This window comes from Dyella sp. 01N448 (genome assembly GCF_056399225.1).
In genome coordinates, this window is record NZ_JBFTQX010000005.1 from 497477 (window position 1) to 511303 (window position 13827).

Sequence of the window (13827 nt, forward strand, 5' to 3'; positions counted from 1 at the left end):
CCGCCCCACGTTTGTCGCAGCAATCAACCAATGCCCGAAGGCGTTAGGCCGAGACCTTCAAGATCTTCAGCGCCGTCGGATCAAGGACGCCGCCACCCACGCGCTTGGTCGTGTAGAACTGCACGAACGGCTTGTTGGTGAACGGATCGCGCAGGAGCACCAAGCCCTTGCGGTCGATCACCAAGTAGGCGCGCTGGAAATCGCCGAAGGCGACCGGCATGGCGTTGGCGGCCACGTCGGGCATGTCCGGCAACTCCGTGATGGAGTAACCGTTCAAGGTGGCGGGCTGGCCAGCGGTAGCCGACGGCTGCCAGAGATAGTTGCCCATGCCGTCCTTGAGCTTGCGAATGGCCCCCTGCGTCAGGTTGTTCATCACGTACTGCGCGCCGCCGCGATATGCCTTGGGCACCGCATATACGATGTCTAGCAGGCTGTCGGCCGTGATCGCAGCAGCAGCACCGCTGTTGACCAGGCTGATCGCGCCAAACGGATGCTTCGCGGCATTCGTGCCGCCGGTGGCATAGGTGAGGAAGCCGTTCGGCTTGCCCTTGGTGCCGTCACCCGAAACAAACGCGAGACCTTCCTGGCGCGCGAACTCGGTGTCCACCTCGCCAGCCAACCAGGTTTCGAGGTCCACTTCGGAGTCATCGAGCAAGGTCTGGGTGGCGGCCGGATTCGCGTAGAGCTCACCGGTGTCGAACTGGATGGACTGGAACTGCGGGCCGTTCGTCGCCGGGCGCGGATCGGTTTCACCAACCCAGCCGGACTGGGTCCCACGCATGTTGAACAGCTTCGTGAAACTCGTGCCCGAGATCGCCTGCACCTTCGCGATCTGGCGCATCGGCGAGATCAGCACGAGAGCGTCGGTGATACTGCGGTCCCACTCGACCGGCGCCGTATAGCCGCCGTCCGCTGCCGATCCCTTCGACATCGAGGCATTGACGTCGCCGCGGCGCACGTGAGCCTGGAATGCGGACGTGTACTCCGAGTCGCGGAGCTGGCGGCCGCCACTGTTCATCTGACTGGCAGCCAGATTGGTGTTGAGCTTGTCGAGCTCAGCCTGCATGCGGCTGATGTCGCTGTTGATGTTGTCGACTTTGAGGGCCTGCAGCGCATCGGCGTTGCCCTTTTTGATGTCGTCCAGCTGCTTGCCGTGCTCGGCCTTGAAGTCGTGGAACGCCTTGTTGATCGATTCCACCAAGGCCTTCACGTCGGTGCCGCCGGCGTCAGCGCGAACAGCCAAGAGGCCGCGCGGTACGTTCTGTTTCATGTTCATCGGTTGTTTCCTTGGAGAACGTTGAGAGTGGTTTGCAGCAACGCTGCAATGTCGTCGCCAGCGCTCGGCGTGGCAGGTTCGGCAGCGCTCGGCGTGCCAGAAAAAAGGGCTTTCAGCGTGTCCCGTCGCGCGGATCGCGACATGCCGGCCTGGGAAAGAGCGGCCTCGACCATCGCCATGGCCTTCCGGTTGCCGGCCGCCTTGCCGTCATTGCTGACGCTTGCCGCCCCCAAGTGGCCGGTGGCAAAACCCTGCGCGATCGCGTCGGCAGGCGAGAGCCAGGTTTCCGCATCCATGAGCGCGGCAACGCGTTCAGCCGGCTGCCCGCTTCGCCCGGCATAGGCCTTCGCCATGTCCGCGTCGAGCGGGGCGAGCTGCTGAGCGGCGGCGGCCATGTCATGGCGATTGCCGACGGCGACGCCCCAGGCGTTGTGAATCATCAGCCGAGCGCCATCGCCCATGTTGATTTCGTCGCCGGCCATAGCCACGAGAGAAGCAGCGGAAGCGGCCATCCCAAGAACGTTCACCGTCACCTTGCCCTGGTGCTGGCGAAGCAGGTTGTAGATCGCCACGCCCTGGAAATAGTTGCCGCCAGGCGAGTTCACGTTGACCGTGACGTCCTTGGCGCCAATGTTTCGAAGTGCCGCCGCAATGGTTCGGTCCGTCACGCCCGTGCCGTCCATGGAAGGACCAATCGGGCCGTAGATCGAAATCGACGTTGCCGGGTCCGATGCCGCTGCCTGCAGGCCGGGATCCCATGACACCAGCGCATCCGGTCGAAGATCGAAGTTGATCTTGGCGAGATTGGCGTCGGCGCGGACATCAGGTAGCTGCAGGAGGCTCATTGCCATTCCTCGGTTGTGTCATTGGGTTGCGCAGGCTGTCGGCCGCCGGATCGTCCGACTGCGGCAAATCCATGGCGTTACGGACTTCGTTTTGTGTGGTCCACGGCGCCGCCCCGCCCGCGCCCAGCGCTGCAGTGTTGTAGGCCGCCTGATCAGCAAGCGTTCCGCGCAACAGCGCGCGCTCGTTGAACTTAAACACCAGCTCGTCCAGCTCGCCGTCAGTCAGCAGCGCTCGTGCGCATGCCTGCTCCCAGGCTGTGAACCAGTGCTGGAGGCCGAACTGCACGAAAAAGATTCCGAGCTGCTCAATGCCTGAACCCCAGCTGGTGTCGTCCATCATCAGCAGCGGCCGCGGCACGCCGAAGGCGCGCGCTACTTCTTCGATCTGTGCGTTGCGATTCTCGATGTGCTGAGCTGAGACGGACGTCACCTGGAACGGGTTGGCCGTAGCGCCTTCTTCCAGAAGCATCCACTTCGCGGCGTTCTCAGCCCCCGAGTACTCGTCGTTGAGCGAAGACTTGATCCGTCCATAAGCCAGATCTGACAACGCCTTCGGCACCTGTACGGCGCCGCCGGCGAGCACACCGGTCTTGAAGACCCGGCCGGCCGCTTTTTCGAGATCGCGCGCGAGGCTGATGGCCTCACGTGCCATACGCATGCGCGAAATGCCGAGTACGCCGTCCGCGCTCAGGTCTCGAATGTGGAGGACGTCGGAGGCCTGCAGCGTTACCGTCTGACCATCAGGCCTCGTGTAGTCGTAGACCATTTCCCATGAAGTGAGGCGCCCGCGTGTGGCCAGAGGGTCCATTGGGAAAAGCCCGATAGGCCGTCCCATCGAGCGAACGATGCGCGCGTAAGCGTTACCGTGCTCCAGCACGTTTAGCTGCATGCCACTCTTGAACTCGTAAGGCGTCTGCCAGGTGTTCGGCTTCTTCTTCACCAGCCGATAGGCCGGATGATTCTTCGCCATCGCCTTATCGGGCGTGTCCTCCATGAGGTTCAACGGCAGCATGCCGATGGTCTCGCAGATGACCGACACGCTGCGCAGCACAGCCATGTTCCGGAGGCCGTACAAGCTGCGGCCATAGTCGCCGTTGTCGCCGCCCATCCGGATGTATTCCAGCAGCGCTGGGTCGTCGAGCCCCGAAAACGATTGCCCAGCCATGGCTTGGGGCGTCTGGGCGTGCGGTGCCGCCTGCGCAGCGGCGGCCTCCTCCCTGGCGGCCCGCCATAGTGGACTGTCGTAATTGCGCATGCCTGTCCTTACAGGAAGCGGATGCCGTGCGTCTCGTAAACGGACGCGTTCTTCGCTTCAGGGTTGAGAGCCATCAGGGAGGCCGCGTTGAAAGTGGCCATCAGAGGGTCGATCTTTGCGGAGCCGCTTGCCTGCTTCGTGATGTTGATCGCGTTAGCGACAACGACGGTCCGGGCGTTGCCGACACTCCAATTCATCAAGCCGGTACCGCCATGCCAGAACGTGCCTGCTGCAAGGCGGCGCTCCAGTGTCTTGATCGACCCGCCGAGCTTCCAGCCCTGGCTGATGCCGACGATCTTCTCCTTCGGAACCTTGGCGTCCTCCAGCGCGTCGAGGATGCCGCCCAGGCCAGCCGGGTCAACGCCAATCTGGTCAAGGAGCCCCGCGGCCTCGACGTCAGCCGCAATCGCCGCCACCTGATCCACGTCGTCACCAATCTGCTCAACGATGGTGAGGCAGCCTTCCTGCTCGAAATCGTGGAGGCGCGGCGCGATGTCCTTGCGACGGTCAAGCACGGACGGATGAGCCCATGCGTGTGCCCAGTGCAGCCAATCCTTTGTTTCACGGTCGCGGCCAATCGCAGACATGCCAAGTAAGTCGTCGAGGCCGCCTCCGTCGATCCCGATGTCGATCACTTCGGAGCGCTTGAGCAGCTCGTCGAAGGTAACTGCGTGGGATGCCTGTGCCTCCCAGAAATCCGCACCAGCCCAGCGGTCGCTGCGCAGGTTGAGGCCAATCTCGACGTTGAGATGCTTGGCCAGAAACTGCTGCAACGATCCGTCGGTTTTGGATTTGACCTTGCGGAGGCTGTCTTCCAGCCACTCCGCGCTCACCGATCGCCCGATGTTCGGATTGGTGATGTAGAAGTTTGCGGGATCCAGGTATGCCTTTGACTTGAGCATTGCCGGCGGAAACTCGTAGAGAACCCCCAGCGACTTCTTGTCCTCGATGACGCCCTCGCGGACGTCACGGTAATACTGGAGCTTTTCCTTGAAGACACCCGCCGGCGGCTGGTCGCTCTGCGTCGAGAGGTAGATCACCCAGCCCTCGTTGCGCGAAACCTGGCCGCCCGTCGCCTCCATGAACATCGCATCCGCGTTTGCGCGGCTACCAAAGAGCCAGTGCTCATCGATCAGGATACGACCAGACTTTTTGCCCGACACCGTATCGGTATCGGCAGCAACCACCTTCAGCGATGCGCGCGTCCCGCGATGCGTGATCGTTCGAATGTGGTCCTGGATGTGAAAGAGATCGCTCAGTTCGTCGTCGGCGCGGACCATGCCTGCGGCCGGCTTGAAACTGTTGTCCGCGACTTCCTTCGTTGGCGCCAGGATGAGGTGCTCCTCCTCTTCGCGCCAGCACAGGATCAGAGCCGTCAGCATGATGCCGGCGGCGATGGTGGACTTCGTGTTTTTCTTGCTGATCAGCAGGAAGAACTCCCGGATCAGCTGGTTGCCACTCTCGGCGTCATACGCTCCAAAAATGGCCCCGACGAAGTCGAACACCCATTGTTCGCTGCATTCGCCAAAGGTTGGCTTGCCTGGCAGATCAACGACACGCAGTTGCTTGAAGATGCTGAGGGCGTGCTCGGCCTCGTCCAGGAATATAGGGTCCGGGATGATGGACCTGCCAGCCTGCAGGCGCTCGGCCCAGTCAGGACATGCGGTGGTCCAGTCCATCCCTTACCCCTTGCTGTTGTTCACCACCAGGCGCGGCGCGCGCGGCGGCCCGAACTTGCTCGCGACCTGGTCGGCGGCGTCCTTCTTGGCCGCCTTCTTCCCGCCCTCACCCTTTTTGGCGTGGACGAACGGCGCCATTGCCTTCGCTGCATCGACGCGTAGCTTCGGATCGGCAGCGCTGTCGTTCATGACCCGCTTGAGGAACTCAAGCGGGTCGTCGAACTGCTCTTTGAAAGCCAAAGCGGCGATGGCTTTCTTGGGTCGGCCAGCGCCAGTGCGCGAACCGCCGGCATTCTTGCGCGGCCCACCAGCATTGGCCCGCGCCCCGCCGCTCTTGCCCTTCACGCCGGCCATTTGCTGCTGAATTCCATTTGAAAGGGGAAAAATTCTGCGCGTGCGGGAACGGTTGGTTTCCAGGTCAGCATTAACTGAACTTTTCACCACCCCCGGTGTAGTAACCACGACCGAGATCACGCGCCGTCTTTCGCCCGTGGCAGCCGTCCGGACCTGTGCAGAGCACCTGACAGTTCGATTCCGCGTCGGCACCGCCGTTGACCAGAGCCACGACGTGGTCGAGTTCGAACTCGTGCATCGCTACCAGCCGGCCGCAGGCCGCGCAGTGCGGGTCACGAGACCACAGCTTGAGTCGACGATCTTGGAGCGCACGACCAGTCATGCGCCTGTCGGCGCTCCGGTGAATTCGCACACTGGACGTCGCTGCCATCGCGACGCGCGGCGCCAGCGTGCGAAGTCGTGCCATGACGAGTGCTATCAGCCCAGCTTCCTGGCCAACGCGACAACCTCGTCCCACACCTGCTCGACGTCGTGACCGGCGGTGGTGAGCACCTTCTTGACGTTGGCGAGCAGCGTGTCGCTGTCGGCCGCCTGCACGGCGCCGTTCTGCGTTTCGTTTGCCATGTTCGTGGTCTCTTGCTGGGTTGATGGAACCGTTGGCGCGGTTGCTTGCTCGATACCGAACAGCACGGCCACACCATGAATAAATGATTGGAACCTGGTCATTGCCGTTCCGCCTTCAATTTGGCTTGCAGTCGGCGCACTTGGGCGTCGCACTGGTCTGCGGCTCGAACAACTCGGCCCGCACTTGCTTGCCAGTCGTCGGTTCCGCCAGATCCTCCGACGTCAGTGCCGGTAGGCGCGGACATTGGACAGCGCCACTGGGCACGCAGGCGGAGAGTGCCAGCACGAAGATCAGCGACAGTCCGGTCGTAATCGTCTTGCGCACGACGCATGTCCTTTTGGTGTTCGGAGTCCGCTGCTGCGAACTTGGCCGACCATGACTGTTCGGTGGAACGCGCGGCCTGGATAGCTACGACAGCCGCGTCGGCGCGCTTCGCTGCATCATTCGCGGTCTTTGCCGACTGTTGGGCCACTGCAATGGCGCCCGACTCGGCGCCGTCGTGGTGTCCTTTGACATAGGCACAGGCGAACATGGCGAGCAACAGCGCCAGGCGGATTGCTGCCAGATGGGCCTTCAGCCAGGTCATGCGCGGCTCAGGTTTCGCCGGTCAAACACGATACCAATGTGGCCGGCGTGCTTTCTCGTATAGAGCCACACGCGGTAGCCTGTCGACGGCCTATTGCAGTCTATTCGGCAAAAGAGCAAGCCCCAAAGTCGCCACCATGGCCAGGTCTGAGGCCCATGGCTGCAGCGATTCTCTTTCCATCGCCAGCCACGCGGCGGAAGGTCTATGCGGATCTTCACGATTTGCCCTCGCACAAGGCTTTGTCGGCTTGCCGGCGCTTCACGAGCCCGCTGTATTGCACGCCGCCGGCCGTGGTCCAGTACATGAATTGCCCGCACACGCCCGACCAGTTGCCAGCTCTGGCCATGACAAGCATGGTCGACGGCCGTCCGTTGCGGAGCAGGCAGAACCCATCCTTTCCCTTGTCGCTGCCCTTTGCGGCGCGACCGTAGCCGACGTTGAACACGAAGTCGGTAACTGCCGCTTCGACGCTCAATGGCATCTCGCGGCCAACGCACTGTCGAGCGATGCTGTTCGCAGCCTCCATGTCCGTCAGCAACAGCCTGCGGCACTCGTCGGCCGAGTACTTCCGGTATTCAACGTTTCCCGTGTGGCCGTCGCATACGGTCAGCACGCCCGTTACATCGCGGTACGGCGTGAGCCGTTGACCCTCAAACGTGCCGGCAACGGCAACGGCGAGCGACGCAGCTGCTGCCGCGCCGGCGATGATGCGCGGATTCATTTCGCGCGAGCCTCACGACGCCATTTCCAGAACAGATAAGCCAGTTGCGCCAGCGTGTAGGCGGCGATCGCCACATAGGCCCATTCCTGCGGGCCCCATTTCGCGAAGAACATGCCACCCGCAATGGGCGCAGCCTTCATCGCCGCGACGTTGACCTCGCGGGCGAGTTCGGTTTGTTCCATCAGTCTTGCCCCTGTGGCCGATGGCCTATGTGTTGGCTTGCCGCGCCGGATGCCCAGCACTGTTGCGCTACGCGCTGGCTGCTTCCCGGCTATCGACCTACGGGCGTCGCGGCAATTCGATACACGCGCCACAAACAAAAAGCCCCGGCCGATGGCCAGGGCTTTGTTGGGCGACGCGATGTGACGATGCCCATTCTCAACATAAAAATTAATTAATCAAGCGAAGTCGCCGATTTGTGTGTCGCCGTATGTTTTGAGGATTTGGGACGACGACCAAACCTTTTCGCCGCCTTAGAATCGATAGCGCCATACATGGCAAGAAGAGAAGTTGCTAATCCTGCGCGAGAGCTGTTTCGGAGCGATTGATCAGTATCGTCGATGTTGCTGATCAGCTGAGCGGACATGCCCACAGCGTTGATCCGCTCCAGCATTCCAACATATTTCTGAGCCTGCTCCATCGTCGACTTGTAAATGAGTAGGAACGTGGCGGCGATGAACTCTACAACTATTCCGGAAGAGGTTGCGACCACTGACGGAGCGACATCGCCACCGTGGATCACGTAATAGACACCTACTCCAATGATCGCGAAGCCCGCGGTCATTACGAGCAAGATGAGTCCAAATATCCAGGAGACGTGGCTCAGGTTTCGCTCGACATATTGCTCCAGCCGTGCGCTAGCCAAATCCCAGGCGGGGCGCGTGCTTGAAGGATTGTCGCTAACGGCCTGTTCGTATCGCGATATGCGAGCCGACCATGCCACCATGTCGATGTAAAACGTCGCCACTCTTCCAATGAACCAAAGTGCTGCAACCCAATAGACAGTTGCCACAATGCTTAGGAACAGCGTTGATCTCTCGCTTCTGACCGCCAGAAAGGTCAGGCTGATCGACATTGTGATCTGAAGTCCAGCCAGGAATGCCCTAGTCCTCAAGACTTTCTTTTGCGCTAGCGAATCGATGGCTGCGATATCCGTCATTTGCGGTTCCCTCCCCTACTACGCTCGTCATGAGCGGGGTGACTATAACTGCGACCCCTCAGGCCGTCTCTCGGTCATTGTAATGCAGTGGACGAGCTGCCGAGGGTGACTCGTCGAATGCAATTCTTAGCCAGCTGGCCACGGCAATGCGCCCCAGCCGCAGATGTTGGCTATACCGAACGGACGATAGCCTGAGGCGTCGCATACATTCCTCACGTGGCAAGTCCGAGCAATATTCCATCCGCAGAACTTCTGCGGGGACGACGCCGCTTTGCTGACGCTCCAGGTGGCGAACCGCCTCCTGAACCTCATCGGCGGCGGTATGAAGTGGCTCAACATTGGTGCCGTCCGGGGCGCGACCGTGCCATTTGATGATCGACGCGAGCCAAGACGGGCCTGAAGTCTCCCCCACCTGATGGCTAACGGTGCGGCGCGGTGCGGTCCGATACGGATAGTCCCTACCCCACTCGCGGAGGCGGTGCTCAAGATTTCGTGCTCGGCTCATGCGACACCCCCTGGTTGAATGCCTTTCACCGTGATGAGACCCTTCTCGACCATGCGGCGCAGCGTGCGGATCAGGCCGCGGCAGCCGTAGAACAACTTGTCCGCCTTCGAGAGCACCATCGTTCGACCATCGAGCGCGTCGTGACATGCGCTGCAGCCGTAGGCCGCGCAGTAGTCCGGCGCCTTGCGGCTATCGCGCTCCTTGGCCACGAATGGAAGGTGGCAAAGGACGACGGTCGAAGGGTCGTAATTGCAGACACCCAGGATGTTGAGCGTGCATGCCTCCCCTTCAGCAGAAGCGCGCAGCGGCGTCATCGACGGACCCTTCGACTTCAGGGCGCGGCGCTTCATGCGGGCACCGTGCGATCGGCCAGGGCTTCGCCAAGCTGCTGGTGCATCTGGCGCGCTGCGTCCTCACTCATGAACTGGGTGGCGGCTCCAACGAAGACAGCAATGCGGCCGTCCGGCTCACGACATGCCAGCGGCCGAAATCGACCCGCCGGCGGAGCGATCCTGCGCCAGTTCTGGACAAGCGCGAGCGCTTCGTCGTCGGTGGCTGCCGTCCATACGCGCTCGCCACGCCATTCCTGCGCGAAAGCCGTCTGGTTCGCATTGAGCCCAGCACGGCCGTATGCCGTTTCGGGGTTCTTGATTTCGACCAGGTGGTTTGCACCCAAGCAGCCGATCACCGTGTCAGGCCACCCAGGAAGGCCGGTCGAAACGAGCTCAGCAACGCTGCAGCCGACGCCCCGGAATACGGAAACGAGGCGGTCGTGGTTCTTGTCCTTGCTGGCGCGACGCATCAGCCGTCGACCTGTCCGGCCATCGCGCCGGCGAGCTCGCGAATACGCGCCAGGCGATCCTTCTCGGCTTGCGAGGTCACCTTCGGCGCCGGCGGCGTCGGGTCTGCCAGATAGCGCTCGCGCTCGCACTCGCGGCAGAAGTCGTGAGTGGCGAACGTCGAATTGTGCTTGTTGCAGTGGGCGGTAAAGCGCCCGAAGGGCTTTGCCGAGGTGCGCCCCTCGTAGAAGCGCTTACGCCGCATGTGCGCGTCCCTTATCAAGCTCCGCCATCCGGGCGCGGATGTCTTCGATTACGAGGCCGGTGAGGAAATGACGACCTTCGTCGACCCTGTAGCGCCCAACCAGATCAGCGCCATGCCGTTGCAATGCCTGGGCATAGCCTGGCTCATGGTGGACCGCGAGCGCGGCCTTGCCGTTGCTGCCGATAAAGAGCGACACCTCGCCTTGTTCGAACACGATGTCGCTCACCAACCGGGCAATTGTCGCTTCGCGGTGCGCAGTGACGCGGCCCAGATCGACAGCGCCGCCGGCAGCCAATGAATAGAGCTGCCTTGAACCAGGCGAGCGATCGCGCGGCGCGGCGCGCGTCACCGTCACCTGCCCCGCTCGCTCCATCCGCTCCAGCGTCGTGGCGACAGTTTTGTACCTGATGCCGCTCAGGTCAGCGATCTCCGGCGCAGACATCGGGCCGGCCTTCAATGCGCTGGTGATCGCCTGCGACGTGGTCAAAGGAGTGCTCCCTGCTTGCGCGCGCGATAGCTGGGCCAGTTGAACGGCACCACGATGCCGCACTCGCGGAAGCGATCCATGATGCGCTCGCCCAGGAAGCTCTCCAGCTGCTCCTTGTTGAGGTTGGAGATCAGGATCATGGGCTTCAGGGCCTGGTACCGCGTATTGATGATTTCGAACAGCACCTGCAGCTCGTGCTCGGTGCCACGGTGCGCGCCGATCTCGTCGACGATCAACAGGTCTGGCTCCATCATGTCGTTGATCACCTGGCGCTCGCTGCGCTTGGCGCCGTCGCGATACGTCTCGCGGACCAGGCCAACGATCTGCGGGACGGTGCCGAACATGACTGTGCCCAGGTGCTCGCCCATCACGGCGTTACCGATGCCGCATGCCAGGTGTGTTTTGCCCGTGCCGCAAACCCCGGTGAAGACCAAGGAGCCGCCCTTCACGCGCTGGTCGGCCCACGTCCGCACGTAGGTCTCGCAAATCGTCTTCGCGACACGCTCGCCCGGGTGCTCTGTCACGAAGTCTGCCACTGCGACGTTTGAATACTTTTCCGGGATCGCGGCCGCCGACGTCAGCCCGCGCAGTTTCTGCATTCGCAGGCGCTGCTCGTTGTGCCGGCGGCGCTCGGCCGCAGCTTTGTCCGCCGCGCTGGCGCAGGTCGGACAGCCCATCAGCACGGGGTCAAAGCCATCCGGCATGTCGAGCTGGCGCGCCTGATACGGCCCGTGGTGTTCGCACTCGCGCGCAACCGTGCGCTCAGTGAGCTGCGGCAAGGGCATCGCGGTAGACGGCTGGGAGGAGTTCATCTGGGGTGCCTGCATAGTCGGTGCCCTGGAAGGTGTCGGTGGCGGAGGGTCGTGGTGTGCTGGAGCTGGTCCTGCCGGGCGGATCGCTCGACCTCTTCCGGCTGAGCTGCTCCGCAACGTCCTCGAGATCCCGCATGCCGCGCATCACCGCGGCGCGCAGCACTGCGTTGACGTCGGCGCCGGCCTTGGCGATGCGATTGAGCTGGAGCACGGCCGTCTGGATTCGGGGGATCGAGGTCTTGCCGTCGTCGTCCAGCTGGCGACGGAACGCTTGCCACTGGGTCTGGTCGACGGCTTCCGGAAGGTGCGACTCGATGGGAACGGGTGCGCTGACGTGCGCGTTCTCAGCAGGCTCTTCAGACGGATATGGAGATGGAGACGGAGACGGAGCATTGCTACGCTGCTGCGTATGCACTGCTGCGCCTGTGCTACTAGCATTGCTGCCAGCATCATCATTCGGTGCTGGTGGCTTGCCAGTCGCCAAGGCGTGCAAGTGCGCAGCCCACTCTGGCACCTGCTTGTTCGCCTCTACTTCGCCGTGGTGACGCTTGACCGCGTTCCATCGTGCCTTTGCAGATCGCAGGCCGGCACCAGCCGCCCAGGGGTTGTGCTCGGTCCAGTCATGGATGCGGTAGCCGCTTTCAAGCCGCTCCAGGAAGCCAACATCCACCAGTGCGCGCACCAGTTCATCCGGCGCGCCCGCCCAGTCAATGGCCAACTCCAGATCTTCGGCCGTCATGCCCTCGAGGTCACCATCCGGGCGGTTCTCCGCCGTCCACAACAGCAGCCGCACGAGAGACCACGCCGCACCATCACCCAGCCGGCGGATCAGCTTCTTCGTCTTCGGGTGCGACGGCAGCGCCGTCGAGATGCGGGCGTCGGCCATGACTCAGCCCAGCGCCGGCTTTGCGGTGGCTGTGGCGGCGCGCAGGCGATCAATCAGCAAGATGATGGCGCGCTGCTCCGCGTTGCCGGCGGCCGCGATAGCCTTCATCTCGCTATTGGTGATCAGGTTGTCCGCCATCGCGTCATGGATGGTTCGCGCGAACTCGCCGGCGGCCATCTCCATCGACAGCATCGCGGTCAGGATGTTGCCAGGCTGCCCTTCCTGCTCGGCGCGGGCCAGCGTGAAGCCGTGCTCCTGCGCCATCGCCTGGAGCACGTCGAACTCACCGGTGACGGCCATCATCCGATTGGCTTCGGCCAGCGTCAGGTGGTTCGTGTTGTTGTTCGGGTTGACCTTGTTGCGCAGGATGCCGGCGGACATACCGATACGCGGGGCGAGCGATTCAGCTCCTCCCGGGTAACGGTCAACGATGGCGGCAGCGGCGTCGATTACATGCATGGGCTGGTGACTCACATGGAGAAGTCGCCGCGGAGCGCGGCTACATTGGCGCCATGGAACTCATGGCAAGGGCGAACATCGATGGAACGAGCAGCGCCACGACGGGCGCGCATGGAGGTGGATTCCCCTCCGTGGGAGACTTCGGTCACCACGACACCACCAACCAACGAAAGGGAATCCATGAAGCTGCAAACGCCAGAGGAACTGAAGCGCGACCAGACGGACAACGAGATCAGCGCAATGAAGCTGGTCTTGGAAGCGCTCATTGCGGCACACCCGGCGCCCGTGGAACTGCTGATGCAGTGGGAGCGCGTAAGCGAGCAAACAGTCGCGAAATTGCCGCCCTTAGCCAGCCACGCCGGCTTGCCGACGAAGGAGGAGTGGTTTCGCACGTACCTGAAGCACTGGGACTCGCGAGTTCGCGCCTTAGTGCGTTGACCGCTTGGTGTGCCTGCATTTCCAGCGTGCGCGTGTACTCCGTGGACAAGCCGATGATCTCGGCTTCGTCCGGCAATGCGCATCCGCTGGTAACCGCGCCTTGCAGTTTCACTTCCAATGTCGCTACCCGGGTCAGCGCGTGGATCGCCAGCGCGTGCAGCGCGTCGAGCGCTTGGAGAGTTTTGAACTCGCGCTCGTTCATCGCGGGTCCCCTGCATGGTTGCGCCCGACGTGAATATCGATGCCGTCGGCGTGCCGATTCAGGTAAACCGTCGCGGACGTGGCAATAGTGATGCTCACGCTTAGCTTCCCATCTGCACGGCGCGACAGCGGCAGAACCGCGATGTCGCGCCAGCCCACGTGCTTAAACCAACCGTGGCCGATGGCCCGATACGCCGGCTTCCTGATGTTGTCCCCCTGTGGGCTCATGTCAGGCCACCGCCGCGTGGCTCAGAAAAGACTGAGTTGCTTCGGCCGTCTCCCCTTGGACGGCCGACGTTCGGTGTCGGTCTGGTTTGTCCGGGTACGAGCCACCGAATACGTCAGGGCGGAGGGAAGCCAGCTCTACGTTTCCATCCGAGGCGACATGCAAGGCCCGCGCGAGAAGGCCACTGGCCTTCTTATGCCCAAGCGCGATCATGTAGAGAGTCTGCGATCCGCAGCCTGCGCGTTTGGCCAGTTCTGCAAGAACCGGGCAATCGCGCTTACCGGTTCCACCGCGTGCCGTGATGTACGTTCTCAGGTCCATGCCGGCGA

At 62.6% G+C, this 13827-nt stretch carries 20 protein-coding genes; 1 reads left to right on the top strand and 19 read right to left on the bottom strand.

Translation table 11 applies throughout. From position 1 onward, the window contains the following. Positions 1–43: 43 nt before the first annotated feature. From AC1DKY_RS11895 to AC1DKY_RS11980, 18 genes are all read right to left on the bottom strand, one after another. Entirely contained in the window at positions 44–1276 is a 1233-nt protein-coding gene (locus AC1DKY_RS11895) for a phage major capsid protein (protein WP_477179950.1), read from the bottom strand. Next, positions 1273–2121, bottom strand: a complete 849-nt coding sequence (locus AC1DKY_RS11900) for a head maturation protease, ClpP-related (RefSeq protein WP_477179951.1) — start codon at positions 2119–2121, stop codon at positions 1273–1275. The genes AC1DKY_RS11895 and AC1DKY_RS11900 overlap by 4 nt, the downstream gene beginning before the upstream one ends. Then, a complete protein-coding gene (locus tag AC1DKY_RS11905) occupies positions 2099–3376 on the bottom strand; it encodes a phage portal protein (RefSeq protein ID WP_477179952.1) in 1278 nt (425 codons plus the stop codon). Before AC1DKY_RS11905 ends, AC1DKY_RS11900 begins: the two co-directional genes overlap by 23 nt. A gap of 8 nt (positions 3377–3384) precedes the next feature. Next, positions 3385–5055 carry a terminase large subunit gene (locus AC1DKY_RS11910; RefSeq protein ID WP_477179953.1) on the bottom strand — a complete coding sequence of 557 codons (1671 nt, stop codon included), beginning with the start codon at positions 5053–5055 and terminating at the stop codon, positions 3385–3387. Between the two features lie 3 nt (positions 5056–5058). Beyond that, positions 5059–5529 carry a hypothetical protein gene (locus AC1DKY_RS11915; RefSeq protein ID WP_477179954.1) on the bottom strand — a complete coding sequence of 157 codons (471 nt, stop codon included), beginning with the start codon at positions 5527–5529 and terminating at the stop codon, positions 5059–5061. After that, the gene (locus tag AC1DKY_RS11920; protein ID WP_477179955.1) at positions 5480–5815 is read right to left on the bottom strand and encodes an HNH endonuclease; all 336 of its coding nucleotides are present in this window, start codon (positions 5813–5815) and stop codon (positions 5480–5482) included. Before AC1DKY_RS11920 ends, AC1DKY_RS11915 begins: the two co-directional genes overlap by 50 nt. Before the next feature lie 11 nt (positions 5816–5826). Beyond that, positions 5827–5973: a hypothetical protein gene (locus AC1DKY_RS11925; RefSeq protein ID WP_477179956.1), complete on the bottom strand. Its 147-nt coding sequence runs from the start codon at positions 5971–5973 to the stop codon at positions 5827–5829. Positions 5974–6071: 98 nt separating this feature from the next. Then, positions 6072–6560 (bottom strand): hypothetical protein, encoded by a 489-nt coding sequence (locus AC1DKY_RS11930; protein WP_477179957.1) that lies wholly within the window; start codon positions 6558–6560, stop codon positions 6072–6074. A 214-nt stretch (positions 6561–6774) separates the two neighbouring features. Next, entirely contained in the window at positions 6775–7281 is a 507-nt protein-coding gene (locus tag AC1DKY_RS11935) for a lysozyme (RefSeq protein WP_477179958.1), read from the bottom strand. Then, a complete protein-coding gene (locus AC1DKY_RS11940) occupies positions 7278–7463 on the bottom strand; it encodes a hypothetical protein (RefSeq protein WP_477179959.1) in 186 nt (61 codons plus the stop codon). The genes AC1DKY_RS11935 and AC1DKY_RS11940 overlap by 4 nt, the downstream gene beginning before the upstream one ends. Before the next feature lie 212 nt (positions 7464–7675). Next, on the bottom strand, positions 7676–8440 hold the full coding sequence (locus tag AC1DKY_RS11945; RefSeq protein WP_477179960.1) for a TRADD-N-associated membrane domain-containing protein: 765 nt from the start codon (positions 8438–8440) through the stop codon (positions 7676–7678). A 501-nt stretch (positions 8441–8941) separates the two neighbouring features. Continuing rightward, positions 8942–9295, bottom strand: coding sequence for a nuclease domain-containing protein (locus tag AC1DKY_RS11950; protein WP_477179961.1), 354 nt, complete (start codon positions 9293–9295; stop codon positions 8942–8944). Next, the gene (locus tag AC1DKY_RS11955; protein ID WP_477179962.1) at positions 9292–9747 is read right to left on the bottom strand and encodes a hypothetical protein; all 456 of its coding nucleotides are present in this window, start codon (positions 9745–9747) and stop codon (positions 9292–9294) included. Before AC1DKY_RS11955 ends, AC1DKY_RS11950 begins: the two co-directional genes overlap by 4 nt. Next, complete coding sequence (locus AC1DKY_RS11960; protein WP_477179963.1) at positions 9747–9989, bottom strand: hypothetical protein; 243 nt, start codon at positions 9987–9989, stop codon at positions 9747–9749. The genes AC1DKY_RS11955 and AC1DKY_RS11960 overlap by 1 nt, the downstream gene beginning before the upstream one ends. Then, complete coding sequence (locus AC1DKY_RS11965) at positions 9979–10476, bottom strand: hypothetical protein (protein ID WP_477179964.1); 498 nt, start codon at positions 10474–10476, stop codon at positions 9979–9981. Before AC1DKY_RS11965 ends, AC1DKY_RS11960 begins: the two co-directional genes overlap by 11 nt. Beyond that, positions 10473–11180, bottom strand: a complete 708-nt coding sequence (locus AC1DKY_RS11970; protein WP_477179965.1) for an ATP-binding protein — start codon at positions 11178–11180, stop codon at positions 10473–10475. Before AC1DKY_RS11970 ends, AC1DKY_RS11965 begins: the two co-directional genes overlap by 4 nt. Before the next feature lie 58 nt (positions 11181–11238). Continuing rightward, positions 11239–12174 (bottom strand): hypothetical protein, encoded by a 936-nt coding sequence (locus AC1DKY_RS11975; protein WP_477179966.1) that lies wholly within the window; start codon positions 12172–12174, stop codon positions 11239–11241. A gap of 3 nt (positions 12175–12177) precedes the next feature. Beyond that, complete coding sequence (locus AC1DKY_RS11980) at positions 12178–12633, bottom strand: phage regulatory CII family protein (RefSeq protein ID WP_477179967.1); 456 nt, start codon at positions 12631–12633, stop codon at positions 12178–12180. Between the two features lie 180 nt (positions 12634–12813). Here AC1DKY_RS11980 and AC1DKY_RS11985 point away from each other — a divergent pair, with 180 nt between their 5' ends. Beyond that, a complete protein-coding gene (locus tag AC1DKY_RS11985; RefSeq protein WP_477179968.1) occupies positions 12814–13071 on the top strand; it encodes a hypothetical protein in 258 nt (85 codons plus the stop codon). A gap of 198 nt (positions 13072–13269) precedes the next feature. Here the strand turns inward: AC1DKY_RS11985 and AC1DKY_RS11990 are convergent, their stop codons facing one another. Further along, positions 13270–13500, bottom strand: coding sequence for a hypothetical protein (locus AC1DKY_RS11990; protein ID WP_477179969.1), 231 nt, complete (start codon positions 13498–13500; stop codon positions 13270–13272). Positions 13501–13827 lie beyond the last annotated feature (327 nt).